We start from the raw sequence: 24490 nt of genomic DNA on the forward strand, positions 1-24490 counted from the left end.
CAGTGCGGAACGCGACCCGCGGTGGGTCGATCAACCGCGCCCCGCGAGCGCCAGCCAGGCCAGGCCCACCGCGGTGGCGTCGCCCAACGCCGTGTGGCGGCCCAGCACCGGGATGCCCAGCTGGCGGGTGATCTCGTCGAGCGACAGATTGATGTCGCCGCGTGGCTGCTCGAGCCGGCGGTGGTCGAGCCAGGCCTGGGCCAGTTCGACGCGCGCATTCGGCAGCGGGAAGCCGGTGAGCCGGCGCACCGGTGCGTCGAGCATCGCCATGTCGAAGGCGAGGTGGTGGCCGAGCAGCGCGCGTGGGCCCAGCCAGCGCAGGAAGTCCGGCAGCACCGCCTCCAGGCTCGGCGCCTGGGCGACCTCTTCCGGCGTCAGGCGATGGTGGCGGATCGATTCGATGTCGAACCCGCGGCCCGGCTGCACCAGGGTTTCGAAGCGTTCGCTCAGCCGCACCTGCCCGCCGCGCACCGGCACCGCGGCCAGGCTCAGCACGGCATCGCGCGCCGGATCCAGCCCCGTGGTCTCGAGATCCAGCGACACCCACTCGCCCGCCGGCGCCGGCGCGAACAGCAGCCCCCACTCGCCCCCGCGATGCCGCCGCCCCAGCCACCAGCGCCGCAACCTGTTCACTGCAAATGAACCAGGTTCATTTGCCGGGCTAAATGAACCTGGTTCATTTGCTTCAGCCGGTGAGGTGGAAGGATTCGGTGACGTAGGACTTGAAGGCGTTGACGACGCGCAGGGCGTCGCGCAGCAGTTCGCGGTCGAGGCGGCGCAGGCTGGCGACGTCGACGGCGTTGCCCGGTGCGCGGCCGGCGGCCAGGTCGGCCAGCTGTTGCCCGAGGCGCAGGCGCATCAGCACCGCCAGCGCCTGCGGCAGGTCGCGCCCCAGTTCGGCGTCGATGGCGCCGGCCTGCACCAGCGCCGCGCAGCGGTCGAAGCTGTTGCGATGGCCGATGTCGTGCCGGAGCGCCAGCGTGCGCAGCCCGTGCACCAGCGGGAACACGCCGCCGCGCTTGAGGTCGGCGCGGCCGTCCGCCTCGCGCACCTGGCCGCGCCAGGTCAGCGGGTTGCCCTTGCTCAGCGTCGCCTCGGCCAGGTAGCGCAGCAGGATGTTGTCCTTGCCCAAGGCGCGCAGCGCGGGCGTGATGTCATCGAACAGCGCGGCATTGCCCGCGACCGGGCGCGCATCCAGCACGATCGCCAGGTCCAGCGCGGTCTGCCCGTCGGCCACCCGCGACCACTGCGAGATGCGGTCCCGCCACGCCGACTGCGCCAGCCGCCAGTGCGGATGGCTCACCATCACCCCGCCCGGGCAGGGCGGGTAGCCGATGCGCGCCAGCGCCTGCGAGAACGCGTCCATCGCCGCCGGCAGGCCCGGCCAGTCGAAGCCGTCGGCGATCACCAGCGCGTTGTCCTGGTCGGTCTTGAGGATCTGCTCGCGCCGGCCTTCGCTGCCCAGCACCAGCAGGCACAGCTTGTCGCGATGCTGCACCGGCACCACCTGCTCGAACACGCGCGCCATGATCCGGCGGTTGAGCGCGCTCACCAGCTCCATCAGGTAGCTCATCTTCGCGCCCTGGGCGTGCAGCTGGCGCACCAGGTCGGTCATGCCCGAAGACGCGTCGGCGATCTCCTCGATCGACTGCGCCCGCGCCAGCCGCAGGCTGATCAGGTGCGAGCTGCTGGCGTAGTGGGCCAGCACCTCGGCCATGCCCAGGGTGCCCAGCGGCTGCTCGCCCTCGAGCACCACCACGCGCTCGATGTGGTGCTCGGTCATGGTGACGATGGCCTGGAACAGCACGTCGTCGGCACGCACCGCGCGCAGCGGCCGGCTGGCCAGGGCACCGATCGGCGCGGCGGCGTCGAGGCCGCCGGTGGTCAGCGCGTCCAGCAGGTCGGTACGGGTGATGATGCCGGGCCCGGCGGGGTCGCCGGTGACGACCAGGCAGTCGACCCGGTGTTCGCGCAGGGCCAGCGCGGCGGCGCCGATGCCGGTGTGGTCAGGCACCGCAACTACCGGCGCCAGCTGGGCGTCGCGCACGCGGGTGAGCATCATGCGGCCCAGCTCGCCGGGCTGTTGCTGCCCGGCGAGGAGCCTGCGCTTCACCGACAGGGCTTCGTGGAAGTAGGCCGCGAAGCGCGGGTTGTCGGCGACCAGCTGCACGAACACGGTTGCCGGCAGCAGGAAGCACAGCGTGTCGCCGACCGCGACGTAGCGATGCCGTGCCCGCCCGGCGATCACGGCGAAGGCGCCGAACAGGTCGCCCGGCCCGTACTCCGCGAAGCGCGCCTCCCCGCCTGCCGCCCCCGGATCGCTGGCCTGCACGCGCCCCTTCAGGATCACGAAAACGTGCGGCGAGGCCTGGCCGGCCTCGATCAGCCGCGTGCCGTCGGGATGGAAGCCCAGGTCCACGGCCGCCGCCACGCGCGCCTTCTGGCCCGCGTCGAGCAGGTCGAAGGGGGGCGAATCCAGGTCCAGCCCGGGCACCGTGGCGGTCATGGCCGCCAGCCTGCCACGGCCGGCGCGCCGGCGTCAGTACGACCTTGGTGGTGCGCCGCGGCCGCGCGCCGGGCGCGGCCGTTTCGGTCAGGACACCGCGCGCGGCGCCGCCTCGGGCGTGGGCGGCGAGGCCGGCTGCGCCTGCGCCTGCGCATGCGCCCGCTCCGGCGGCCCGAACAGCTGCCCCAGCCGCGATCGCAGCGACTGCGGCCGCGCCGCGTCGCGCAGCATGTCGCGCCATTCGTGGAAAGTGAGCGTGAGCGGGTTGTGCGTGCGCACCGGCTTGACGATGCCGTACTCGCAGGGCACCGCCGGATCCTCTTCGACGAAGCTGCCGAACAGCTTGTCCCAGATAATCAGCACGCCGGCGTAGTTGCGATCGATGTACTTGCCGTTGCGCGCGTGGTGCACGCGGTGGTGCGAGGGCGTGTTGAACACCTTCTCCAGCCAGCCCAGCTTGCCCACCGCCTGCGTGTGCACGAAGAACTGGAAGCCGAGGTTGATCGCCACGACGATCACGATGTGCGCGGGCGAGAACCCGAGGAAGGCCAGCGGCAGCCAGAACACCCACATCCCCGACACCGGGTAGGTCAGGCTCTGGCGGAAGGCGGTGGACAGGTTCAGCCGTTCCGAGGAGTGGTGCACCACGTGCGAGGCCCACATCCAGCGCACGCGGTGGTGGGCGCGATGGAAGAAGTAGTAGAAGAAGTCCTGCGCCACGAACAGCGCCGCGATCGTCCACCCCGTGGTGGGAAGGTCGAACAGGCGGTACTGGTAAACCCACCAGAACAGCCCGATCACCGCCAGCCAGGCCAGCGCGTCGGCCGCCTGGTGCATCAGCGCCAGCGCCGCGTTCGAGAGCGTGTCGCGCAGGCTGTAGTGCGGCACGCCGCGGCGGTGCCAATGCCACGCCTCCCAGCCAATGAAGCCCAGGAAGACGGGCGCCATCGCCAGCAGGATCCACTCGCCCATCAGGGCTTGCCGGGGGCCGGGTCGGGGGTCATCAGGGCACGCGACATGTTCTTGAGGCAGCGGTGCATCGCCCGGGCCATGAACAGCTTCAGCACCAGCGCGGCCACCGGCCACAGCCACTGCCGCTTGAGCGCGAACTCGTAGTCCCAGCGCACGCGCGAGCCGAACTCGTGGCCGGTGATGGTCCAGTTGGCCTCGCCCTGCGTGACCAGCCAGGAGAACGGCGGCCGGAAGCCCGACAGCGTGTAGGCGTGGCGCACCGGCGGGTCGTGGGCGATGACGCGCTCGCTGAGCACGGTGCCATCGGAGTTATGCACCCGGCGCTGGCTGCCCACCGCCAGCGGCGAATGCAGTCGGATGCCGCGCACCGCCGGAATCGGCCCGAAACCGGTGAAGAAGGTCGGGAATCGGTCGGGGTCGGTGGCCATCGCGAAGGCGACTTCGGGGCGGCAGGGCAGGGAGCGTTCGGCGTGGCAGGAAACAGGCATGCGCCGATTTTGACCGTTGCCCGTGGGCGGTGTCCACGCCCCGCGGACCCTACGTCGCGGTATGCCCGGACCGGCCTTCGACTTTGGTCGCGGCCCCGCCCCTGCCGCGCCCCCGGCGCTACACTCCCCCACGCCCCGGCCAAATGCGGCCAAATGAACCTGGTTCATTTGCCGGGACAAGTGAACCAGGTTCATTTGCGGGGCATCGGGGGAAGGGGGCGCGTGATACCGGGCTGGATATTGCTGCTGGTGTCGGTCGGCTACGTCGGGCTGCTGTTCGGCATCGCCTGGTGGGGCGACCGCAAGCCGCTGTACCCGGGCCGCAGCTGGCTGCGGCCGGTGGTCTATTCGCTGGCGCTGGCGGTTTACTGCTCGTCCTGGACCTTCTACGGCGCCGTCGGCACGGCGGCCAAGTCGGGACTGGGCTTCCTGCCGATCTACCTCGGGCCGATCCTGCTGTTCGTGTTCGGCTGGCGCATCCTCGAGCGGCTGGTGCTGGTGGCGCGCGAGCAAAGCACGGTGTCCATCGCCGACTTCCTGGCCGCGCGCTACGGCCGCGCGCAGAGCATCGCCGCCATCGTCACTCTGGTCGCGGTGATCGCCGCCGTTCCCTACATCGCGCTGCAGTTCAAGGCGGTGGCGATGAGCATCGACGTCCTCTCGGGCACGGTGGCCGACCCGACCGTGGCGCGGCACCCGCTGGCCGACCCGGCGCTGTACGTGGCGCTGCTGCTGGCCCTGTTCGCGATCCTGTTCGGCACCCGCGAGATCGACGCCACCGAACACCACCACGGCATGATCCTGGCGGTGGCGCTGGAGTCGCTGGTGAAGCTGGTCGCGTTCGTGGCCGTGGGCGTGTTCGCGCTGGGCCACCTGCCGGGCAGCGAGGACCTGCTGGCGCGGTTCCAGTCGGCGGCGCGCGATTTCGTCGCGCCCGGCATCCCGCAGGGCTTCATGGCGCAGACACTGCTGGCGTTCGCGGCCATCGTCTGCCTGCCGCGGCAGTTCCACGTGGCGGTGGTCGAATGCGGCGACGCCGGCGACGTGCGCAGCGCGCGCTGGCTGTTCAGCGGCTACCTGGCGGTGATCTGCCTGTTCGTGCTGCCGATCACCTCGGCCGGGCAATTCGTGCTGGCCGGCACCGGCGCCTCGCCCGACGCCTACGTGCTGGCGCTGCCGATGGCGCTCGACAACACCGCGATCGCGCTGGCGGCCTACGTCGGCGGCTTTTCGGCCGCCACGGGCATGGTGATCGTGGCCTCGGTGGCGCTGGCGACCATGGTCAGCAACGACCTGGTGATGCCCCTGCTGTGGCGCGACAGCCTCACCGACGTCGGCCAGCGCCAGCACCTGGGCCAGCGCGTGCTGTGGGTGCGGCGCATCGCCATCGTCGCGATCGCGCTGCTGGCCTACGCCTACTACCGGGGCGCCGGCGGCGGCAACAGCCTGGCCGCGTTCGGCCTGCTGGCATTCGCGGCGGTGGGCCAGTTCGCGCCGGCGCTGATCGGCGGCCTGTACTGGCGCGGCGCCAGCCGCCGCGGCGTCATCGCCGGCCTGCTGGCCGGCTTCGCGCTGTGGACCTACACCCTGCTGCTGCCGACGCTGAGCCGCGCCGGCTGGTTCGACACCGCCTGGCTGGTCGACGGCCCGCTGGGCATCCACTGGCTGCGGCCCGAGCAGCTGTTCGGACTGCAGGGCTGGGATGCGCTGACCCACGGCACCTTCTGGTCGCTGTTGGTGAACATCGGCGCGCTGCTGGTGGTGTCGGCGCGGTTCCGGCCCAGCCTGGAGGAGCGCCTGCGCGCCACGCCCTTCCTCGACCCCTACGCACAGCGGCCGCTGGCGACCGCCGGCGGCTGGCAGGGCAACCTGAGCGCCGCCGACCTGCAGCAGCTGGCCGCGCGCATCCTGGGCGAACGCCAGGCCCGTCGCGCCTTCGGCGACTACGGCCTCGCCCAGGGCCACGAGCTGGTGCCGTCGCAGCCCGCGGACCGCGCCCTGATCCAGTTCACCGAGCGCCTGCTGGCCGGCGCCATCGGCGCGGCCTCGGCGCGCCTGACGCTGACCACGGCGCTGCGCGGCTCGGGCATGGAGCTGGGCGAGGTGATGTCGCTGCTGGACGAAGCCAGCCACGAGCTGCGCTTCAACCGCGAGATCCTGTCGGCCACGCTGGAAAACCTGTCGCAGGCCGTGAGCGTGGTCGACCGCGACCTGCGCCTGGTGGCCTGGAACCGCCGCTACCAGCAGCTGTTCGAATACCCCGAGGGCATGCTGTACGTCGGCCGCCCGGTGGCCGACCTGATCCGCTACAACGCCGAGCGCGGCGAGATGGGCAGCGGCGACGCCGACGAGCAGGTGGCCAAGCGCGTGGCCTATCTGCGCGAAGGCTCGCCCTACGTGTTCGAGCGCGTGCGCGCCAACGGCCAGGTGGTGGAGATGCGTGGCCAGCCGCTGCCCGGCGGCGGCTACGTCACGACCTACAGCGACGTGACCGACTACAAGCGCGCCGAGCAGGCCCTGCGCGAAGCCAACGAGACCCTGGAGCAGCGCGTCGAGCAGCGTACGCGCGAAGCCGAGGCCGCCAACCTGTCGAAGACGCGCTTCCTGGCCGCGATCAGCCACGACGTACTGCAGCCGATCAATGCCGCGCGGCTGTTCACCAGCGCCCTGCGCGAGACCGACGAGGCGCCCGAACAGCAGCGCCTGGCCGAGCGCGTGGACGTATCGCTGCGCGACGCCGAGGAGTTGCTGGACGGGCTGCTGGATATCTCGCGGCTCGACGCCGGGTCGCTCAAGCCCGAACTCACCGTGTTCCGGCTCGATGCCCTGCTGGCCAGCCTGAGTGCGCAGTACGCGCCGCTGGCCGCGTCCCGCGGGCTGCGCTTTGGCGTGCACGGCGGGCCGCTGTCGGTGCGCAGTGACCGCCGTCTGCTGCGCCGCGCGCTGCAGAACTTCGTCGCCAACGCGCTGCGCTACACCAAGGCGGGGCGCGTGGTGATCGGCGTGCGCCGTCGCGGCGACGCCGTGGAGGTGCAGGTGTGGGACAGTGGCCCGGGCATCCCGCCGCACCACCTGGCGCAGATCTTCGACGAGTTCCGCCGCTTCGACCATCCCTCGCCCTGGGGCGAGCGCGGCCTGGGCCTGGGCCTGAGCATCTGCCAGCGGGTGTCGCGCATGCTCGACCATCCCATCGGCGTGAGCAGCTGGCCGGGCCGCGGCAGCGTGTTCTCGATCCGGGTGCCGCTGGCCGACACGCCCGCGCCGGCCAAGCCGCCGCGCACCGTCGCGGCGCAGGGTGACCTGGGCGGACTGAAAGTGCTTTGCCTGGACAACGATCGCGAGATCCTGGACGGCATGGAAGCACTGCTGGGCCGCTGGGGTGTCGACGTGCGCGTGGCCGAGACCGTGGCCCACGCCCTGGCCGCCGCCCAGGCCGATCGCCCCGACGTGCTGGTGGCCGACTACCACCTGCACGATGAGCTCGACGGCCTGGGCGCGCTGCAGTCGCTGCGCGCGGTGTGCGGACCGCACACCCCGGCCGTACTCGTGACCGCCGACGGCAGCGATGAGCTCAAGCGTGCGGCGCGCGACCTGGGCATCCCGGTGCTGACCAAGCCGGTGAAGCCGGCCAGCCTTCGCGCGTTCCTGGCGGCGCAGCGACGGGGCGCCTGGGCCTAGGGCCCCGGGGCGATGCGCCGAGGGATCGGCGACCTTGCGGCGCCGGCCCCGGCGCGTGAGACTGCCGGCCACCCCCGGCCACCCGCACGGAGCCACCCATGCCCCTGGTCCTCTACGGCCATCCGTTTTCCTCGTACACGCAGAAGGTGCTGATCGTTCTCTACGAGAACGCCACGCCCTTCGAGCTGCGCACGATCTATGGCGGCCTGCCGGAGCACTTCGCCGACTGGGCCCGGCGCTGGCCGCTTCGCAAGTTCCCGGTGCTGGTGGACGGCGAGCGGCAGGTGGCGGAGTCGAGCATCATCAACGAGTACCTGCAGCTGGCGCACCCGGGGCCAGTGCGCCTGATGCCCGACGACGCAGGCGACCAGCTCGACATGCGCTTCATGGAGCGTTTCTTCGACCTGCACGTCATGGATGCCGCGCAGCATGCGGTGAACGGGGCGCTGTCCGGCGACGAGGCCAAGCGCCGCGATGGCCTCCAGACTTCGATCGGCAAGCTCGAACCCGCTTATGCGTGGCTGGAGGAAAACCTGCCCGAAGCGGACTGGGCCTGCGGCGCGCAGTACACGCTGGCGGACTGCGCGGCGTCGCCGGCGCTGTTCTACGCCGACTGGGTGCATCCGATCCCCGACGCCCTGCCCCGGCTGCGCGCCTACCGGTCGCGGCTGCTGGCGCGGCCCGCCTTCGCGCGTGCCGTGGACGAGGCGCGGCCGTTCCGTTCGCTGTTCCCGCTGGGCGCGCCCGCGCGGGACTGAGGCGCCCGGGCATCGTCGCGGCAGCGGCAAGCCGCCGGCCGCCGCCGGCAGGGGCTAGAGGGATTCGGACGATTCGGCGGTCTGGGTGGGGAAGGTCAGCAGGTAGAGCAGCACCAGGATCCCCGCCACCGGGGCCAGGCTGATCAGCTGCCACCAGACGCTCAGGCCGGCGTCGCGCAGGCGGCGGGTGCAGGCGGCGACCCAGGGCAGGATGACCACCAGCGCGGCCAGCTGCATCGGCAGCGGGTGGCCCAGGGCGTCGGCCAGCAGCTGGGCCAGGGCCTGCACCATCACGACGGCCAGCACGAACCACCAGAAGTCGGCGCGCCCGGTGGTGCCGGTGAAGTCCAGGCCGCGCCGCACGCCCTCGCGCATCGCCGACAGGGCAGGCTGGCTGGGGCCGGGCGCGGCCACCAGCAGGGTCTCGGCCGGCACTTCGAACACGGCGGCCAGGGCGCGAAGGGACTCGGTGGAGACCTTGGCCCCGCCCTCGAGGCGCTGGATGGTCCGCAGGTTCAGGCCGCTGAGTTCGGCCAGCTGCTCCTGCGACCACTGGCGGGCGCTGCGGAGCTGGCGAAGGCGGGCGCTGTCGATGTGCATGGCGAGTCCTCGGTAACGGGGTGGGCGATGCGGCCATCCTGCCGGCGCACCCCGGCCCTGCGTAACGACAGCGACCCGACACGGCCCCGACAGCGCTGCGGCAGCGGCCCCGGCGATGGCGTCGCGACGCCCGGCGGCATTGTCCCCGGGCCGCGGGCGCGGGCGCCAGCGCGGCGGGGCGGATGCCGCGGTTCACCCCGGGCGAACGCGTCCGCTGGCCCAATACCGGCTTCGGACCGCGAGACCTGACATGACCGACGAACTGCCCCCTGCCCCGCCGCGCTGGCGCCCCCTGCTGCCCTTCCTTGGCATCGCCGCCGTGGTGGGCGGACTGGCCGCGGCGCTGGCCTGGACCGCGGGCTGGCTGACGCCGGCACGGATGACCGCCCCCCGGCTGGTGGACACGATCGAGAACGGCAAGCCGTTCGTGGGGTTCCGGCGGGCGCATGCGCGGGGCGTGTGCGTGGCCGGCTATTTCGAGCCGACCGCGGAAGGCGCGACGCTGTCGGCGGCACGCGTGTTCACCCAGCCGCGCACGCCGGCGCTGGGCCGGCTCTCGGTCGGCGGCGGCGACCCCAACGGCCCGGAAGCCATGGCGCGCGTGCGCAGCCTGGCGCTGCAGCTCGACACCGACGATGGCCAGCAGTGGCGGCTGGCGATGAACAGCTTCCCCTTCTTCGCGGTGTCCACGCCGGAGGCGTTCGCCGAACAGATCCTGGCGTCGCGGCCCGACCCGGCGACGGGCAAGCCGGACCCGGCGAAGCAGCAGGCCTTCGTCGCGCGCCACCCCGAGGTCGCCAACTTCATGGCCTGGGCGCAGTCCGCACCGTGGTCGGACAGTTTCGCGAACACGGCCTACCAGGGCATCCACGCCTTCCGGTTCACCAACGCCGCGGGCGAGGCGCGCTTCGTGCGCTGGTCGTTCGTGCCGCAGGCACCGTTCCGGGCGCTGGCGCCCGAGCAGCGGCAGGCCGCCGAGGCCAGCTATCTTGCCGATGAACTGGCCACGCGCCTCGCCCGGGGACCCGTGCGCTGGACGCTCGCGGTGACGCTGGCCGAGGACGGCGATCCGATCGAGGATCCGTCGCAGCCCTGGCCCGAGGCGCGTCCACGCGTGGACGCCGGCACCTTCGTGCTCGAGCGCGCCTATCCCGAGGCCGAGGGCAATTGCCGCGACATCAACTTCGACCCGACGCTGCTGCCCACCGGCATCGCCGCCTCGGGCGACCCGGTGCTGGCCGCGCGCGCCGCGGCCTACGCCGTGTCGTTCAACCGCCGCCAGCGCGAGCGCGCCGCCGGGGAGGCCCACTGATGGACACCAGGACGCACTACGACCGCACCGCACGCTGGCTGCACTGGACGATGGCCGCGATGATCCTGGCGATGATCTTCATCGGCGTGGGCATGGTGGCGTCGCTTGAATCCCGGCCCTGGCTGCTGGCGCTGCACCGGCCGCTGGGATTGCTGGTGTTGGCGCTGGCGACATGGCGGCTGTGGCATCGCTGGCGCCATCCGGCGCCGGCGCTGCCGGATTCGGTCCCGGCGCCGCAGGCGCGCCTGGCGCGCACTTCGCATGTCCTGCTGTACGCGCTGATGTTCACGATGCCGCTGCTGGGCTGGGCGATGTCGTCGGCCGGCGGCTATCCGGTGGCCCTGCCCGGCGGCGCGGTGCTGCCCGCGCTGGCGCCCCAGGACGCCGCGCTCTACACGTTCCTGCGCAGCGCCCATGGCGTACTGGGCTACGCCTTCTTCGGCCTGATCCTGCTGCACCTGTCGGGCGCGCTGTTCCACGCCTGGGTCCGCCGCGACGGCGTCTTCGAATCCATGAAATAACCTGAACAAGCCGTACCGGGTTCAATTTCTTTCTAGTTGAGACAAGCCGAGGGGCGCGCTCCGACACGCCCGCCGGAGTTCGCCGACTTGTCGTCGCCAGGCACGCAGGTAGCGTGGGGCTTCCCCGCCGCCCCGTCCGTCATGGCCCGCGCACCTCGGTTCGACATTCCTGGTCTTCCCCAACACCTCGTGCAGCGCGGCGTCGACCGCATGGTCTGCTTCGCGAGGCCATGGGATTACCAGCGCTATCTGGACGAGCTGCGGACATCGGCAGAATTGACCGGCTGCGAGGTGCATGCCTACGTGCTGATGAGCAACCACGTGCACTTGCTGGTGACGCCGCCGGAGACCGGCGCGACCAGCCGCATGATGCAGCGTCTCGGGCGGCGGTACGTGGGCTACTTCAATACCTGCCATGTGCGCACCGGGCCACTCTGGGAGGGCCGGTTCCGGTCCTGCCCGGTGCAAACCGATGGGTACCTGCTGCGGTGCCAGCGCTATATCGAACTCAACCCTGTGCGCGCCGGCATGGTGGCGACGCCCCTGGCCTACCGCTGGTCCAGCCACAGCCACTTCGCCAGCGGTGAAGCGAACCCCTTGCTGACCGCGCATCCCACCTATCTCGCGCTGGCGCCGGATGCGGCGCGCAGGCGCGAGGTCTACGCGGCCCTGGTCGGCGGCGACACCCACCGCACGGAACTGGAGGAGCTGCGCGTGCACCTTCGGCAGGGACGCCCTTGGGGCAATGCCCGGTTCCGGCATCAGATCGAGAATTTGCTGGGACGGCGGGCAGCGACGCGGCCGCCGGGGCGCCCGTCTCAAACAGAATGAAATTGAACCCGGTACCGCTTGTTCAGATTTCCAGGCGGCCGGCGAGGAGGATGGCTTGGGTGCGGTTGTTGGCGCCCAGCTTGCGCATGATGGCGGTCATGTGGGCCTTCACCGTTGCCTCGGAGACGCCGAGGGCGTGGGCGATCTGCTTGTTCAGCAGGCCGGTGCCGAGCATGCCGAGCACGCGGAACTGCTGGGGCGTGAGCTCGCGGATCCGGGCGGCGATGTCGGCCTCTTCGGGCGCCAGGCCGTCGCCTTGCTCCGCCTGCGGCGGCGACCACTCGCCACCGTCGAGCACGGCCGAGATCGCGGCGCGGATGGTCGCCGGATCCGACGACTTGGGGATGAAGCCGGCCGCGCCGTGGTCCAGCGCGCGCCGCACCACGCTGGCCTCTTCGCGCGCCGAGACCACGATGATCGGCAGCTGGGGCTGGCTGCCGCGCAGGTGGACGAGCGCACTGAAGCCGTTCGCGCCCGGCATGTTCAGGTCCATCAGCAGCAGGTCGGCATCGGGATGCGATTCGGCGCTGGCGAACAGCGCGTCGGCGCTGTCGGACTCGACCAGGCGCGCGTCCGGCAGCAGCCTGGCCACCGCGCCCTTGAGCGCCTCGCGGAACAGCGGATGGTCGTCGGCCACCAGGATGGTCGGGGTGGCCGCGGTCACGTCAGCGCCCTTGCCGCTCGTTGACCAGGCTGTCGACCACGCCCGGATCGGCCAGCGTGGAGGTGTCGCCCAGGCCCGCGCGGTCGACACCGTCGGGACCCGCCTCGGCGATCTTGCGCAGGATGCGGCGCATGATCTTGCCGCTGCGGGTCTTGGGCAGGCCCGGCGCCCACTGCAGCCAGTCGGGCGCGGCGATCGGGCCGATGTCCTTGCGCACGTGCGCCACCAGCTCCTTGCGCAGCGCCTCGGTGGGCTCGATGCCGGCCTTGAGCGTCACGTAGGCGTAGATGCCCTGCCCCTTGATGTCGTGCGGCGCGCCGACCACGGCCGCCTCGGCCACCGCCGGGTGCCCGACCAGCGCACTTTCGACTTCCGCCGTGCCCATGCGATGTCCGGAGACATTGATGACGTCGTCGACGCGGCCGGTGATCCAGTAGTAGCCATCTTCGTCGCGCCGGCAGCCGTCGCCGGTGAAATACGTGCCCGGATACGTCTTGAAGTAGGTGTCGATGAAACGCTGGTGGTCGCCGTACACCGTGCGCATCTGGCCCGGCCAGGAGTCGAGCAGCACCAGGTTGCCCTCGGTGGCGCCCTCGAGCCGCTTGCCCTCGGCATCCACCAGCGCCGGCTGCACGCCGAAGAACGGCAGCGTGGCCGACCCCGGCTTGGTGGCCACGGCGCCCGGCAGCGGCGAGATCAGGATGCCGCCGGTCTCGGTCTGCCACCAGGTATCGACGATCGGGCAGCGCTCGTCGCCGACCACGCGGTGGTACCACTCCCAGGCCTCGGGATTGATCGGCTCGCCGACGGTGCCCAGCAGGCGGATCGACTGGCGCGAGCTGCGCTTCACCGGCGCGTCGCCCTCGCGCATCAGCGCGCGGATGGCGGTGGGCGCGGTGTAGAAGATGGTGACCTGGTGCTTGTCCACCGCCTCCCAGAAACGGCCGGTGTCGGGATAGCTCGGTACGCCTTCGAACATCACGGTGGTGGCGCCGTTGGCCAGCGGCCCGTACACCACGTAGCTGTGGCCGGTGACCCAGCCGACGTCGGCGGTGCACCAGAACACGTCGTCTTCCTTCAGGTCGAATACGCACTCGTGCGTGTAGCTGGCCCAGGTGAGGTAGCCGCCGGTGCTGTGCAGCACGCCCTTGGGCTTGCCGGTGCTGCCGGAGGTGTAGAGGATGAACAGCGGGTCCTCGGCGTCCATCGCCGGGGCGTCGTGGGTGGCCGGCTGCGACGCCACCACCGCGTCGTACCAGCGGTCGCGCGGCATCTGCATCGGCACGCCGCCGCCGGTGTGGCGCACCACCAGCACGGTCTCGACGGTGTTCGTACCGGGCTTGCGCAGGGCCTCATCCACATTCGCCTTGAGCGGGATCGCCTTGCCGCCGCGCAGGCCTTCGTCGGCGGTGATGACCAGCTTGCTGGCGCAGTCAGCGATGCGGTTGGCGATGGAATCGGGCGAGAACCCGCCGAACACCACCGAGTGGATCGCGCCGATGCGCGCGCAGGCCAGCATCGCCACCGCGGCCTCGGGGATCATCGGCAGGTACAGCGTGACGCGGTCGCCCTTGGCCACGCCCAGCGCGGTCAGCGCGTTCGCCAGCCGGCAGACCTCGGCGTGCAGTTCGCGATAGCTGATCCGGCGCGAGGGCGTCTTCGGGTCGTCGGCTTCCCAGATGATCGCGGTCTTGTCGCCGCGCTCGGCCAGGTGCCGGTCCAGGCAGTTCACGCTGACGTTGAGCTGGCCGTCGGCATACCAGCGGATGTGGAAGTCATCGAGCGCGAAGCTGGTGTCCTTGGCGCGGGTGTAGGGCCGCGACCAGTGCAGGCGGCGGCCGACCTGGCTCCAGAACGCCTCGGGGTCGCGCAGCGACTCGGCGTAGAGGCGGTCGTAGTCGGCGCGCTTGAGCGCGGCGGCGGCTTCGAAACCGGCGGGGACGGGATGGATGCGTTCGGACATAAGGACTCCTGCGGCTCGGGCCGCGCGCTGCCTGGCCAAGATTAACCGCAAGCGGGCCGAATGGTTGCGCCATTCTGGGCCGCCGCCGCCCGCGCCCAATTAGACCTTGGTCTAGGACCGCCCGTTCTTCGACCAATGGCGAATGGTGGCGCCCCCCGGCCGGACACAGACTCGGCCCGCCATCGTGGCCAACGGTCCGAATTCCGGGAGGGGAAGGATGAACCGATCCAAGCAGACGAAACGATCTGCGCTCGCGCTTGCCATCTTGCTGGCGATCGCCGCGCCGACCCACGCCCTGGCGCAGGACGCCAGCCCGCAAACGCTCGAGGCGCGCATCGCCCAGCTCGAACAGATGGTGCAGGTGCTCAAGTCGGAGCTCGACGCCCAGAAGGCCGCCGACGCCGACGCCGCCGCGAAGCTGGCCGCCGCGCCGCCACCGGCCAACCCGATCCAGGCCACCACGGTGATGCCCGCCGCCGCGCCGGGCACGAAGTTCAGCTTCGGCGGCTTCATCAAGCTCGACGCCATGCTGACCAACACCGACTCGGGCGAGATCGCCGACGGCAGCACCGGCCGCCTGTTCTACGTGCCCAGCACGATCCCCGTCGGCGGCGCCGACGAGGGCACCGACCTGGACATGCATGCGCAGTTCTCGCGGCTGTGGTTTGGCGCCGACTCCGAGATCGCCGGCCGCAAGGTCAAGGCCTACCTCGAGATGGACCTGTTCGGCGGCGCGCTCGGCAACGAGATCTCCACCAACACCTACGGCGTCACCATCCGCCACGCCTACGTGAGCTGGGGCAACTGGCTGGCCGGCCAGACCTGGTCGAACTTCCAGGACGTGGCCGCCCTGCCCGACGCGATCGACTTCGTCGGCCCGACGGAAGGCACGATCTTCGTTCGCGACGCCCAGGTGCGCTACACGCGCGGGCCCTGGTCCGTGTCGCTGGAGAACCCGGAGACCACGGTCGCCGCGTTCGGCACCGGCGCGCGCTTCAACAGCGACGACAACAACGTCCCCGACGTGACCCTTCGCTACCTGCACAAGGGCGACTGGGGCCACTTCACCGTCGCCGGCCTGGCGCGGCAGCTCAAGTTCGAAACCCCGACCAGCAGCGAGTCGGAGAGCGCGTTCGCGGTCAGCGTCTCGGGCAAGTGGAACCTGGGCGCCAGCGACGACATCCGCTACATGCTCAGCGGCGGCAACGGCCTGGGGCGCTACCTGGCCTTCGGCCTGGGCCCGGATGCGATGCAGGCGTCGGACGGGTCGCTCGAGGCCCTGGACGCCACCGCGGGCTTCGTGGCCTGGCGCCACGTGTTCAGCCCCCAGTGGCGCTCGAACGTCTTCTACTCGGTCGCCCGGTTCGACAACGACACCGCGCTCACCGGGCTCGGCGTCACCGAGTCGGCCCAGTCCATCCACGCCAACCTGATCTACAGCCCGTTCCCGAAGCTCGACGTCGGCGCGGAGCTGATCTTCGGCGAGCGCGAGCTGGAAAGCGGCGCCACGGGCGAGATGAATCGCCTGCACATGCACGTGAAATACAACTTCTGACCGCGCCGGGAGGCCGAGAATGAACAGTCCTGTCACCGAAGACCGGCGCAAGGAGTACTGGCGCCGGACCCTGCGGATCACCGCCATCCTCATGGCGATCTGGTTCGTCGTCACCTACGTGGTCATCTGGTTCGCGGTCCCGCTGAACCAGTTCACCTTCCTCGGCTTCCCGTTCGCCTTCTACATGGGCGCGCAGGGTTCGCTGGTCGTCTATGTCGTGCTGATCGTCTTCTATGCCTGGTACATGAACCGGCTGGACGGCGAATTCGGCGTTTCCGAGGAGGGTTGAGCCATGGCAGGTGACTTCGTCAGCCGTTTGCCCAAGATCTATGGCATGTACACCGGTGGCTTCCTGTTCTTCGTGATCGCCCTGGCGGTCGCGGAGCAGATGGGGCTGCCCAACGCCTGGATCGGCTATGTGTTCATGGCCGCCACCATCGGCTTGTACGCGATGATCGGCATCATGAGCCGCACCGCCGAGACCGACGAGTACTACGTCGCGGGCCGGCGCGTGCCCGCGCTTTACAACGGCATGGCCACGGGCGCCGACTGGATGTCGGCGGCCAGCTTCATCGGCATGGCCGGCACGCTCTACGCCCAGGGCTATGACGGCCTGGCCTTCGTGATGGGCTGGACCGGCGGCTACGTGCTGGTGGCGCTGTTCCTGGCGCCCTACCTGCGCAAGTTCGGGCAGTACACCATCCCGGACTTCCTGGGCGCGCGCTATGGCGGCAACCTGCCGCGCAGCATCGGCATTGTCTGCGCCATCGTCGCCAGCTTCACCTACGTGATCGCGCAGATCTACGGCGCCGGCATCATCACCAGCCGGTTCCTGGGCATCGACCTGGCCACCGGCGTGTGGGTGGGCCTGATGGGCGTGCTGGTGTGCTCGCTGCTGGGCGGCATGCGTGCGGTGACGTGGACGCAGGTGGCGCAGTACATCGTGCTGATCATCGCCTACCTGGTGCCGGTGGTCTGGCTGTCCCTGAAGGTCACCGGCAACCCGGTGCCGCAGCTGGCCTACGGCGAAGTGCTGCAGCAGATCGGCCAGCTCGAGCAGCAGCTGGGCGTCACCGCCGGGCACACCACCCCGTTCGTGAAGAACGACATGGTCAACTTCCTGGCCCTGACCTTCTGCCTGATGGTGGGCACCGCGGCGCTGCCGCACGTGCTGATGCGCTTCTTCACCACGCCCAGCGTCAAGGAGGCCCGCAAGTCGGTGGGCTGGTCGCTGTTCTTCATCTTCCTGCTCTACTTCACCGCGCCGGCGTACGCGGCCTTCGCCAAGCTCGAGGTCTATTCCAACGTCATCGGGCAGTCGATCGCCACGCTGCCGGCCTGGGTCGCCTCGTGGACGCAGGTGGGCCTGGTGGCCGTCTGCGACGCCGCGGATGCCATGACCACGGTGAAGGGCTGCCTGGTGAACGGCAACGGCGACGGCATCCTGCAGCTGGCCGAGCTGATGCTCAACGCCGATGCGATCGTGCTGGCCACGCCGGAAATCGCCGGCCTGCCCTATGTCATCGCCGGCCTGGTGGCCGCGGGCGGCCTGGCGGCGGCGCTGTCGACCGCCGACGGCCTGCTGCTGACGATCTCGAACGCGCTGTCGCACGACGTGTACTACAAGATGGTGAATCCGAACGCCTCGGCCAAGAAGCGGCTGACCATCGCCCGCATCCTGCTGCTGGGCGTGGCGGCGGTCGCGGCCTACGCGGCCTCGCACGCACCGGCCACCATCCTGTCGATCGTCGCGTGGGCGTTCTCGATCGCGGCGGCCTCGTTCTTCCCCGCGCTGGTGCTGGGTATCTTCTGGAAGCGGGCGAACAAGGCGGGCGCGGTGGCGGGCATGCTGGTGGGCTTCGGCCTGACGCTCTACTACCTGATCAACGTCAAGTTCCTGGGCATGACGCCCTGGTTCGGCATCAAGGACGTGTCGGCCGGCATCTTCGGCATCCCGCTGGGCTTCCTCACCATCTGGGCCGTGAGCCTGATGACCAAGGAGCCGTCGCAGGAGACCAAGGACATGGTCGAGGACCTGCGCTACCCGAAGCTCGCCAAGGGCTGAGGTTCGATCGCCGCGGCCTTCCTCCCCGTTGGCCGCGGCATCCCCCGGCGCCGGTGCCCCCAGGCACCGGCGCCTTTTTGGTTCCGACCTTGTCTAGAATCGAGCCATGCTGACGACCTACACGCTGCTGCAATACCTGCTGGCCGTGCTGATGTGGACCCTGATCGGGCGCGGCGTCCTGCGGCTGATGATCCCGGGCGACCCGATGAAGAACCCGGTCTACAAACTCTTCAGCTGGGCCCTGTGGCCGGTACTGGCGCCGCTGCGCGCGACCCTGGGCCGCGTCGTGCCGGAATCGCACCTGGGCTGGTACGCCTTCGCCCTGCTGCTGGCGTTGCGCTTCGGCCTTTACTTCCTGTTCTACGGGCAGGGCTGGCTGGTGTTGCCGGCGGCGGGCTGAGTCTTGGCGAGCTCGGTTTAAAGGGCTTTTAACACGGATAAGAGCGGATAAAAGACGATAAAGGCGGATAGAGCGAAGAGGGTTTAAGAGCCAAGAAGCAAAATCGCCAAGAAGCCCAAAAGAGGCCAAAAAAAGCCAATCCAAATTATTGCGTTATCCGCTTTTATCGTCTTTTATCCGCTCTTATCCGTGTCAAAAACGCTCTACCAGTCGGTAGGCCGGTAGTCCTTCAGGAACTGCCCCCAGACGTGGTTGCCGGTGTTGAAGCCGTCGATGATGGGGTCGACGATGCGGGCGGCGCCGTCGACGATGTCGAGTGGCGGGTGGAAGCGTTCCTCGCGGGTCTTGCGCTCGGCGATTTCCAGCGGATCCTCGTCGGTCACCCAGCCGGTGTCGACGGCGTTCATGTGGATGCCGTCGCCGTGGTAATCCGCGGCCGAAGTGCGCGTCATCATGTTCAGCGCGGCCTTGGCCATGTTGGTGTGCGGGTGCCGGGTGGTCTTGAAGTTGCGGTAGAACTGGCCCTCCATCGCCGAGACGTTGACGATGTGCTTGTCGCGCTCGGGCGTGCGCAGCATCAGCGGCTTCAGGCGGGCGTTGATCAGGAAGGGCGCGATGGCGTTCACCAGCTGCACTTCCAGCAGTTCCACCGACGGCACCTCGTGCATCTGCAGGCGCCAGGAATTGCGGCCGCGCAGGTCGACCTGCTGCAGGTCGGCGTCCAGGCGGCCTTCCGGGAACAGGTGCTGCTGGCCCAGCAGCTCCTCGGCCAGCAGCGGCACCTGCGAGAGTTCCGCGGCACGCACCAGGCCCGGCGCCTCGGCACCGTGCACCAGGGCGTTGCCGTCGGGGACGATGTCGTAGCCGCGCAGGCCTTCGTAGCTGCCCAGCAGCTTGCGCACGTGCTCGGGCATGTCGCCGTGGGCGGCGGTTTCGCCGGCGATCATGTGGGCGTAGAACGCGGGCGGGCGGCGCACGGTCTGGCAGGCGTTGTTGATGATGAAGTCGAGCCGGTCGCGCGTGGCCAGCAGGGTCTGGCAGAAGGCCTCGACGCTGGGCGTGTGGCGCAGGTCCAGGCCGAAGACCTCGAGCCGGTGGCCCCACTCGGCGAAGTCCGGCTCCTCGGCGTAGCGCGCGGCCGAATCGCGCGGGAAGCGCGTGGTGACGATCAGCGAGGCGCCGGCGCGCAGCAGCTTCAGGCCGGCCTGGTAGCCGATCTTGACGCGGCCACCGGTGAGCAGCGCGACGCGGCCGGTGAGGTCGGCGGTCTCGGTGCGCTTGTGGAAATTGAAGTCGGCGCAGGCCGGGCACATCTGGTCGTAGAAGTGGTGGATGCGCGTGTACTTTTCCTTGCACACGTAGCAGTGCTGCGGCTCGATGGTCTCGCGCGCGACGGTATCGGTGATGTCGTCGACCGGCTTCTGCGACGGTGGGAAATAGTTCGGCGTGGTGAACACCGGCTTGCTGCGCAGCTCGCGGATGCCGGTGGCGTTGAGCAGCGCGTCGTCGTGGGTGTTCTTCGCCCGCACCTGGGCGCGCTTCTTCTCGCGCCGCAGCTTGCGGTGGTCGATCGGGTCGGGGTTGTGGAAGCGGTGCACGGCTGCCTTGAGCCGCTTCTGCTCGGGCATCGGCAGCGCCTCGAGCACCTCGCGGTTCGCGGCCACGGCCTCCAGCAGCGCCGCGGCGGCCCGCAGGCGCTCGATCAGGTCATCGCCGGCCAGGACGGGCGGCAGGGGCGTTTCTGGATTCATGGCCACGCACGGCAAAAATGGGCCGGCATTGTCCCCCAAAAGCAGGGGCCAGCGTGAATCTCCGTGCAACACGGATAGCCATGCGGGCCCCTTCCGTTGGCGCGGTCAGGCGTCGGGGACGCCGCGCGGTTCCTGCGGCCCGCCGCCCGGGGCGCGGCCCGTGCGCGGCGCGATGTCCTTGGGCGCCGGCAGGTCGCGGACGTGGATGTCGAGTTGCGGGTAGGCGAAGGCGATGCCGTTGGCCTGGAACAGCTCGATCAGGCGCATGTTGATCTCGTTGCGCACCGCCAGCCGGTCGGTCATGGCCGCCACGAACACCCGCAGTTCGAAGTCCAGCGTGCTGGCGCCGAACTCCAGCAGCCAGCTGCGCGGCGGCCAGTCCTGCAGCACGCGTGCGTTCTCGTTGGCCGCCTGCAGCAGCAGCTTGTGCACCAGGGCCGGATCGGTGCCGTAGTCCACGCCCACCTTGAGGGTGATGCGGGTGGTTTCGTCGCTCAGCGTCCAGTTCACCAGCTGGCCGGTGATGAAGGCCTTGTTCGGGACCACGATTTCCTTGTTGTCGAAGTCCAGGATGGTCGTGGCCCGGGTGCGGATGCGCGTCACGGTGCCGTCGAGGTTGTTCACCGTGATCACGTCGCCGACCCGGAACGGGCGTTCGAACAGCAGGATCAGGCCCGACACGAAGTTGGCGAAGATCTCCTGCAGGCCGAAGCCCAGGCCCACCGTCAGCGCCGCCGCCATCCACTGCAGCTGGCCCCAGTGCAGGCCCAGCAGCCCCAGGCCCAGCACGATGCCCACCAGCACGATCGCGTAGCGCGCGACGCTGGTGATGGCGTAGCGCGAGGCCGCGTCGATGTTGGCGCGCGAGCGCAGGCCGATCTCCAGCAGGCCCGGCAGGTTGCGTGCCGCCACGAAGGTCAGGGCCAGCGCCAGCAGGCCCAGCAGCGCCGCCATCAGCGTCACCGCCACCTGCACCGAGCTGCCGTCCTCGGCGGTTTCGCTGACGTGCCAGAGCGCGATTTCATCAAAGCGTGCAAACGCCGGCAGCACGTCGGCCCACACCCAGGCCAGGCCCAGCACCAGCAGGGTCAGCTTGAACGCGCGCAGCAGGCGGCGGCTCTGCGCATTGACGGTCTCGAGCGTGATCTCCTGCTCGAGGTCAGCGGGCACCGCCTCGCCGCCGTCCTCGGCGTCGGCGCCGCCTTCGGCCGCGGCCTGCGCGGCCGCCTCGCGCTTGAGGTCCTGGCGATGCAGGGCCAGCCGGCGTTCACCAAGCAGGAACCAGCGCGCCAGCAGGCCGTGCAGCACCGCCACCGCCGCCACCATGCCCACGCTGGCGAACTGCGCCTCGAGCACGATCGCCGACGAGTACACGTAGCCATCGAGCGCCAGCAGGGCCATCGCCACCATGCCGGCGGGCAGCAGCCCGCGCAGCACCCGGCGCGTGCCGGACGGCTCCGGATCGTGTCCACGCATGTGCCAGAGCCGCGCCGGGCGCAGCAGGTCCCACAGCACCCAGGCCGAGAACAGGCTGGCGACCACGATCGCCGCCCGCCCCGGCACCGAGATCGCCAGTTCCTGGTTGCGGATGAAGGCCAACGCGACCACGAAGTAGGTCGGCAGCAGCACCAGCTGCAGGTGCGGCAGCCAGCGCGCCAGCGCCTCGCGGCGGGTCTTGGTCCAGCGGAAGTGCGCGTGCGCCAGCCCGCGCTCGCGCACCATCCAGGCCAGGAAGCCCAGCGTGAACGCGGGCAGCGCCACGGCCTGCAGGGCCAGGCCCAGCGAGTCGCTGTACTTGCCGCTGTCGCCCACGCCCTGCAGCAGCTTGCCCACCGCGAACAGCGCGACCGCGCCGGGCAGCGCGCCGGCCACGGTCCAGGCCAGGCTTTCGAAAGTGCGGCGATAGCGGTCCTGGCGGACCTGGCGTACCGCCTGGGCCAGGGCCTCGAGGCGCTCGGGCGCGCGAAGCCGCAGGACCACCAGCGCCATCACCAGCGCCAGCGCGCCGAGCCAGGCCAGCGGCCGCTCGCCGAAGTCGCGCTGCACGAGCAGGGCCGTGGTGGCGAAGCGCGAGGGCTTCACCAGGTCCTGGGCACCGGCCGGTACCGTGGCGAGCCAGGCGGCGCCCACCGGCGGATGGCTGCGGATCCACAGCAGCTGGCGGTCGAGCGTGGTGCGCAGCGCGGTGTTCGCGTCCAGGCGGGCCTGCAGGCTGCGCTCGGACTGCTCGAGCGCGGTGACGTGTCGCCAGATCAGCGGTTCGAGGCGGTTGGCGAGGTCGCGGCGCTGTTCCAGCAGGTCGGGCAGCGGGTCCTGCGCCGCTTCGGCGGCCTGCGGCGCGTCCTCCTCGCTGCCGGGCGCCTGCCGGCGCAGCGTGCGCACGGCGCCGGGGAGGTCGGCGAGGTCGCGCTGCAGTTCGCCCAGCGTGATCAGGCGCAGGCGCAGTTCGCCCAGGGCCTCGCGCACCTGGTCGAGGCGATCGTTGAGCCGGGCCTCGGGCTCGAGCCGGCGCAGTTCGGCCCACAGCCAGGTGCCGACCTGCTCGCTCTGGCCGCCCAGCTCCAGGCGCGTGCGCGCGTCCTGCAGTCCGGCGAGGTCGCGTGCCAGCGCCTCCTCTTCGCCCGCCAGCGCGATGCGCTGGCGGGCCAGGCCTTCATTGGTCTCGACCAGCTCCTGGCCCAGCGCGCGATTGACGGCGGCGGCCTGGGCGACCGCGGGGTCTTCGGTCACCAGGGCCTCGGCCTGCGCGGTGAGGTTTTCGGCCAGCACCGCCAGTTCCTCGCGGCCCAGGTCGGCGATGCGTTTCTGCAGCACGGCCAGGCGCGGCTCGCGCACCGCCAGGCGATGGCGCAGCGCGCGCAGCTCGAGCTCCTGCAGGCGCTGGCGGGTCGCGGCCAGGTCCTGCTGGGCCTGGCGCAGCGCGAGGTCGGCGGTGAGCTTGCGGCGCTCGGCGTCGTTGCGTCGCGCGCGGGCTTCGGTGAGTTCCTCGGGCTCGCTTCCCGACGGCGCCGCCGGCTGCGCCAGCTCGTCCAGGCGCTGCTGGATCGCGGCCATTTCCTGGCCGGTGCGCGCGGGCTGGGCATAACCGGCCGCCATCTCGCTGGTCAGCGTGGCGATCTGGCTGCGCAGCTGTTCCGCCGCCAGCCGCTCCTGTTCCAGCGCGACCTCGAGCATCTCGACGTCGGCGCGGGCCGGCAGGCGCGCCTGCCATTCGCGCAGCGAGGCCTCGCGGTCCACCTCCAGCTGCGCCGACAGCTCGCGGCTGCGGGCGGGGGCATTGGCGGCCTCGGCGCGCAGTCCGGCCAGGCGTTCGACGAGCGCGGCGGCCTCCTGGTCGGCGGCGGCGGCGGCGTCGAGCGCGTCCTGGGCCGCCTTCGCCTGCGGGTCGTCCAGGCCTTCGGCCGCGCTGCGCAGCAGCCCGGCAGGCCCCGTGGGCGTGGCCGCCACGGGCAGCGGCGCCGCCAACGCCACGAGCAGGAGGGTCGCCAGCAGGCGGGACGAGGCAGGCAGGGGGAAGGGGCGCATCGGCCTAGGCTAGCCCTGCCCTCCTGAACCGGCAATTCGCGCGGGCCTCGCCCGGCCGCGAACTACAATGCCGCCATGCCCGAACTGCCCGAAGTCGAGACCACCCGCCGCGGCCTGGCCCCCCACGTCGAGGGCCGCCGCATCACCGGCGTGGTGCTGCGGCGCCCCGACCTGCGCTGGCCGATCCCGCCCGAGGTGGCGCGCGAGCTGCCCGGCCAGGCGGTGCAGGCGGTGCGCCGGCGTGCCAAGTACCTGCTGATCGACACGGCGCCCGGCAGCGCCGTGCTGCACCTGGGCATGTCCGGCATGCTGCGGGTGCTGCCGGCGCACACCCCGGTCGAAACCCATGACCACGTCGACCTGGCCCTGGACTCGGGCCGGGTGCTGCGCTTCACCGACCCGCGCCGCTTCGGCTGCCTGCTCTGGCAGCCGGCCGGCGAAACCCACGACCTGCTGGCCCACCTGGGCCCCGAGCCGCTGTCGGACGCCTTCGACGGCGACTATCTGTTCGAACGCAGCCGCGGCCGCAAGGCGCCGGTGAAGGCCTTCCTGATGGACCAGGCGATCGTGGTCGGCGTGGGCAACATCTACGCGGCCGAGAGCCTGTTCCGGGCCGGCATTGCGCCCGGGCGGGCCGCCGGCGCGGTCAGCCGCGAGCGCTACGCCCGCCTGGCCGCGGCGGTGAAGGCCATCCTGGCGCACGCCATCACCCGCGGCGGCACCACCCTGCGCGACTTCCTGAGCCCGGACGGAGCGCCGGGCTATTTCGAACAGGAGCTGTTCGTCTACGGCCGCGAGGGCGAGCCCTGCAAGGCCTGCGGGCGGGCGATCAAGGACGGGCGGATGGGCAATCGCGCTACCGCCTGGTGTTCCCGCTGCCAGCGGTGAAGGGCTTCGCGCC

General features: G+C 70.9%; 19 protein-coding genes. 10 read left to right on the top strand and 9 right to left on the bottom strand.

Going from position 1 to position 24490, the window contains the following annotated elements:
- Window positions 1-30: 30 nt before the first annotated feature.
- The 4 genes from VFQ84_RS07895 to VFQ84_RS07910 all read right to left on the bottom strand — a co-directional run bounded on the left by VFQ84_RS07895 (window position 31) and on the right by VFQ84_RS07910 (window position 3966).
- The gene (locus VFQ84_RS07895; RefSeq protein ID WP_325130969.1) at window positions 31-633 is read right to left on the bottom strand and encodes an exonuclease domain-containing protein; all 603 of its coding nucleotides are present in this window, start codon (window positions 631-633) and stop codon (window positions 31-33) included.
- A 52-nt stretch (window positions 634-685) separates the two neighbouring features.
- Window positions 686-2506, bottom strand: a complete 1821-nt coding sequence (locus tag VFQ84_RS07900) for a DUF294 nucleotidyltransferase-like domain-containing protein (protein WP_325130972.1) — start codon at window positions 2504-2506, stop codon at window positions 686-688.
- A gap of 87 nt (window positions 2507-2593) precedes the next feature.
- Entirely contained in the window at window positions 2594-3478 is an 885-nt protein-coding gene (locus VFQ84_RS07905; RefSeq protein ID WP_325130974.1) for a sterol desaturase family protein, read from the bottom strand.
- Entirely contained in the window at window positions 3478-3966 is a 489-nt protein-coding gene (locus VFQ84_RS07910) for an SRPBCC family protein (RefSeq protein WP_325130976.1), read from the bottom strand. The genes VFQ84_RS07905 and VFQ84_RS07910 overlap by 1 nt, the downstream gene beginning before the upstream one ends.
- 222 nt (window positions 3967-4188) lie before the next feature.
- Between VFQ84_RS07910 and VFQ84_RS07915 the strand changes: the two genes are divergently transcribed.
- Window positions 4189-7644: a PAS domain-containing hybrid sensor histidine kinase/response regulator gene (locus VFQ84_RS07915; protein ID WP_325130978.1), complete on the top strand. Its 3456-nt coding sequence runs from the start codon at window positions 4189-4191 to the stop codon at window positions 7642-7644.
- Between the two features lie 98 nt (window positions 7645-7742).
- Window positions 7743-8402 carry a glutathione S-transferase family protein gene (locus tag VFQ84_RS07920; RefSeq protein WP_325130980.1) on the top strand — a complete coding sequence of 220 codons (660 nt, stop codon included), beginning with the start codon at window positions 7743-7745 and terminating at the stop codon, window positions 8400-8402.
- A 54-nt stretch (window positions 8403-8456) separates the two neighbouring features.
- Here the strand turns inward: VFQ84_RS07920 and VFQ84_RS07925 are convergent, their stop codons facing one another.
- Window positions 8457-9002 carry a DUF805 domain-containing protein gene (locus VFQ84_RS07925; protein ID WP_325130982.1) on the bottom strand — a complete coding sequence of 182 codons (546 nt, stop codon included), beginning with the start codon at window positions 9000-9002 and terminating at the stop codon, window positions 8457-8459.
- 250 nt (window positions 9003-9252) lie between these two features.
- On the opposite strand from VFQ84_RS07925, the gene VFQ84_RS07930 reads away from it, so the two are divergent.
- The 3 genes from VFQ84_RS07930 (at window position 9253) to VFQ84_RS07940 (ending at window position 11666) form a co-directional block, all read left to right on the top strand.
- Entirely contained in the window at window positions 9253-10314 is a 1062-nt protein-coding gene (locus tag VFQ84_RS07930) for a catalase family peroxidase (RefSeq protein ID WP_325130983.1), read from the top strand.
- A complete protein-coding gene (locus VFQ84_RS07935; RefSeq protein WP_325130985.1) occupies window positions 10314-10835 on the top strand; it encodes a cytochrome b in 522 nt (173 codons plus the stop codon). The genes VFQ84_RS07930 and VFQ84_RS07935 overlap by 1 nt, the downstream gene beginning before the upstream one ends.
- Window positions 10836-10976: 141 nt before the next feature.
- Complete coding sequence (locus VFQ84_RS07940) at window positions 10977-11666, top strand: transposase (RefSeq protein ID WP_325130987.1); 690 nt, start codon at window positions 10977-10979, stop codon at window positions 11664-11666.
- A gap of 22 nt (window positions 11667-11688) precedes the next feature.
- On the opposite strand, the gene VFQ84_RS07945 is transcribed toward VFQ84_RS07940, so the two are convergent.
- Window positions 11689-12330, bottom strand: coding sequence for a response regulator transcription factor (locus VFQ84_RS07945; RefSeq protein ID WP_325130989.1), 642 nt, complete (start codon window positions 12328-12330; stop codon window positions 11689-11691).
- A gap of 1 nt (window position 12331) precedes the next feature.
- Window positions 12332-14293, bottom strand: a complete 1962-nt coding sequence (gene acs / locus VFQ84_RS07950; protein WP_325130991.1) for an acetate--CoA ligase — start codon at window positions 14291-14293, stop codon at window positions 12332-12334.
- 217 nt (window positions 14294-14510) lie between these two features.
- On the opposite strand from acs, the gene VFQ84_RS07955 reads away from it, so the two are divergent.
- The 4 genes from VFQ84_RS07955 to VFQ84_RS07970 all read left to right on the top strand — a co-directional run bounded on the left by VFQ84_RS07955 (window position 14511) and on the right by VFQ84_RS07970 (window position 18313).
- Entirely contained in the window at window positions 14511-15848 is a 1338-nt protein-coding gene (locus tag VFQ84_RS07955) for a DcaP family trimeric outer membrane transporter (RefSeq protein WP_325130992.1), read from the top strand.
- Window positions 15849-15867: 19 nt separating this feature from the next.
- The gene (locus tag VFQ84_RS07960) at window positions 15868-16137 is read left to right on the top strand and encodes a DUF4212 domain-containing protein (protein ID WP_325130994.1); all 270 of its coding nucleotides are present in this window, start codon (window positions 15868-15870) and stop codon (window positions 16135-16137) included.
- Between the two features lie 3 nt (window positions 16138-16140).
- Window positions 16141-17913, top strand: coding sequence for a sodium:solute symporter family protein (locus tag VFQ84_RS07965; RefSeq protein ID WP_325130996.1), 1773 nt, complete (start codon window positions 16141-16143; stop codon window positions 17911-17913).
- Window positions 17914-18019: 106 nt separating this feature from the next.
- Window positions 18020-18313, top strand: a complete 294-nt coding sequence (locus tag VFQ84_RS07970) for a hypothetical protein (protein ID WP_325130998.1) — start codon at window positions 18020-18022, stop codon at window positions 18311-18313.
- 203 nt (window positions 18314-18516) lie between these two features.
- Here the strand turns inward: VFQ84_RS07970 and VFQ84_RS07975 are convergent, their stop codons facing one another.
- Together VFQ84_RS07975 and VFQ84_RS07980 are read right to left on the bottom strand one after the other, a co-directional pair.
- Entirely contained in the window at window positions 18517-20064 is a 1548-nt protein-coding gene (locus VFQ84_RS07975) for an SDR family oxidoreductase (protein ID WP_325130999.1), read from the bottom strand.
- 105 nt (window positions 20065-20169) lie between these two features.
- A complete protein-coding gene (locus tag VFQ84_RS07980; protein WP_325131000.1) occupies window positions 20170-23589 on the bottom strand; it encodes a mechanosensitive ion channel domain-containing protein in 3420 nt (1139 codons plus the stop codon).
- Window positions 23590-23664: 75 nt separating this feature from the next.
- Here VFQ84_RS07980 and mutM point away from each other — a divergent pair, with 75 nt between their 5' ends.
- Complete coding sequence (gene mutM, locus VFQ84_RS07985) at window positions 23665-24477, top strand: bifunctional DNA-formamidopyrimidine glycosylase/DNA-(apurinic or apyrimidinic site) lyase (RefSeq protein WP_325131001.1); 813 nt, start codon at window positions 23665-23667, stop codon at window positions 24475-24477.
- The last annotated feature ends 13 nt before the right edge of the window (window positions 24478-24490 follow it).

The organism is Arenimonas sp., from assembly GCF_035721105.1.
In the GTDB taxonomy this organism is placed as follows: Bacteria; Pseudomonadota; Gammaproteobacteria; order Xanthomonadales; family Xanthomonadaceae; genus Arenimonas.

Excerpts from the sequence above, each read along its gene's own strand:
- VFQ84_RS07900 (WP_325130972.1), bottom strand. The coding sequence starts at position 2,506 with ATGACCGCCACGGTGCCCGGGCTGGACCTGGATTCGCCCCCCTTCGAC.
- VFQ84_RS07905 (WP_325130974.1), bottom strand. The coding sequence starts at position 3,478 with ATGGGCGAGTGGATCCTGCTGGCGATGGCGCCCGTCTTCCTGGGCTTC.
- VFQ84_RS07910 (WP_325130976.1), bottom strand. The coding sequence starts at position 3,966 with ATGCCTGTTTCCTGCCACGCCGAACGCTCCCTGCCCTGCCGCCCCGAA.
- VFQ84_RS07920 (WP_325130980.1), top strand. The coding sequence starts at position 7,743 with ATGCCCCTGGTCCTCTACGGCCATCCGTTTTCCTCGTACACGCAGAAG.
- VFQ84_RS07925 (WP_325130982.1), bottom strand. The coding sequence starts at position 9,002 with ATGCACATCGACAGCGCCCGCCTTCGCCAGCTCCGCAGCGCCCGCCAG.
- VFQ84_RS07930 (WP_325130983.1), top strand. The coding sequence starts at position 9,253 with ATGACCGACGAACTGCCCCCTGCCCCGCCGCGCTGGCGCCCCCTGCTG.
- VFQ84_RS07935 (WP_325130985.1), top strand. The coding sequence starts at position 10,314 with ATGGACACCAGGACGCACTACGACCGCACCGCACGCTGGCTGCACTGG.
- VFQ84_RS07940 (WP_325130987.1), top strand. The coding sequence starts at position 10,977 with ATGGCCCGCGCACCTCGGTTCGACATTCCTGGTCTTCCCCAACACCTC.
- acs (WP_325130991.1), bottom strand. The coding sequence starts at position 14,293 with ATGTCCGAACGCATCCATCCCGTCCCCGCCGGTTTCGAAGCCGCCGCC.
- VFQ84_RS07955 (WP_325130992.1), top strand. The coding sequence starts at position 14,511 with ATGAACCGATCCAAGCAGACGAAACGATCTGCGCTCGCGCTTGCCATC.
- VFQ84_RS07960 (WP_325130994.1), top strand. The coding sequence starts at position 15,868 with ATGAACAGTCCTGTCACCGAAGACCGGCGCAAGGAGTACTGGCGCCGG.
- VFQ84_RS07965 (WP_325130996.1), top strand. The coding sequence starts at position 16,141 with ATGGCAGGTGACTTCGTCAGCCGTTTGCCCAAGATCTATGGCATGTAC.
- VFQ84_RS07970 (WP_325130998.1), top strand. The coding sequence starts at position 18,020 with ATGCTGACGACCTACACGCTGCTGCAATACCTGCTGGCCGTGCTGATG.
- VFQ84_RS07975 (WP_325130999.1), bottom strand. The coding sequence starts at position 20,064 with ATGAATCCAGAAACGCCCCTGCCGCCCGTCCTGGCCGGCGATGACCTG.
- VFQ84_RS07980 (WP_325131000.1), bottom strand. The coding sequence starts at position 23,589 with ATGCGCCCCTTCCCCCTGCCTGCCTCGTCCCGCCTGCTGGCGACCCTC.
- mutM (WP_325131001.1), top strand. The coding sequence starts at position 23,665 with ATGCCCGAACTGCCCGAAGTCGAGACCACCCGCCGCGGCCTGGCCCCC.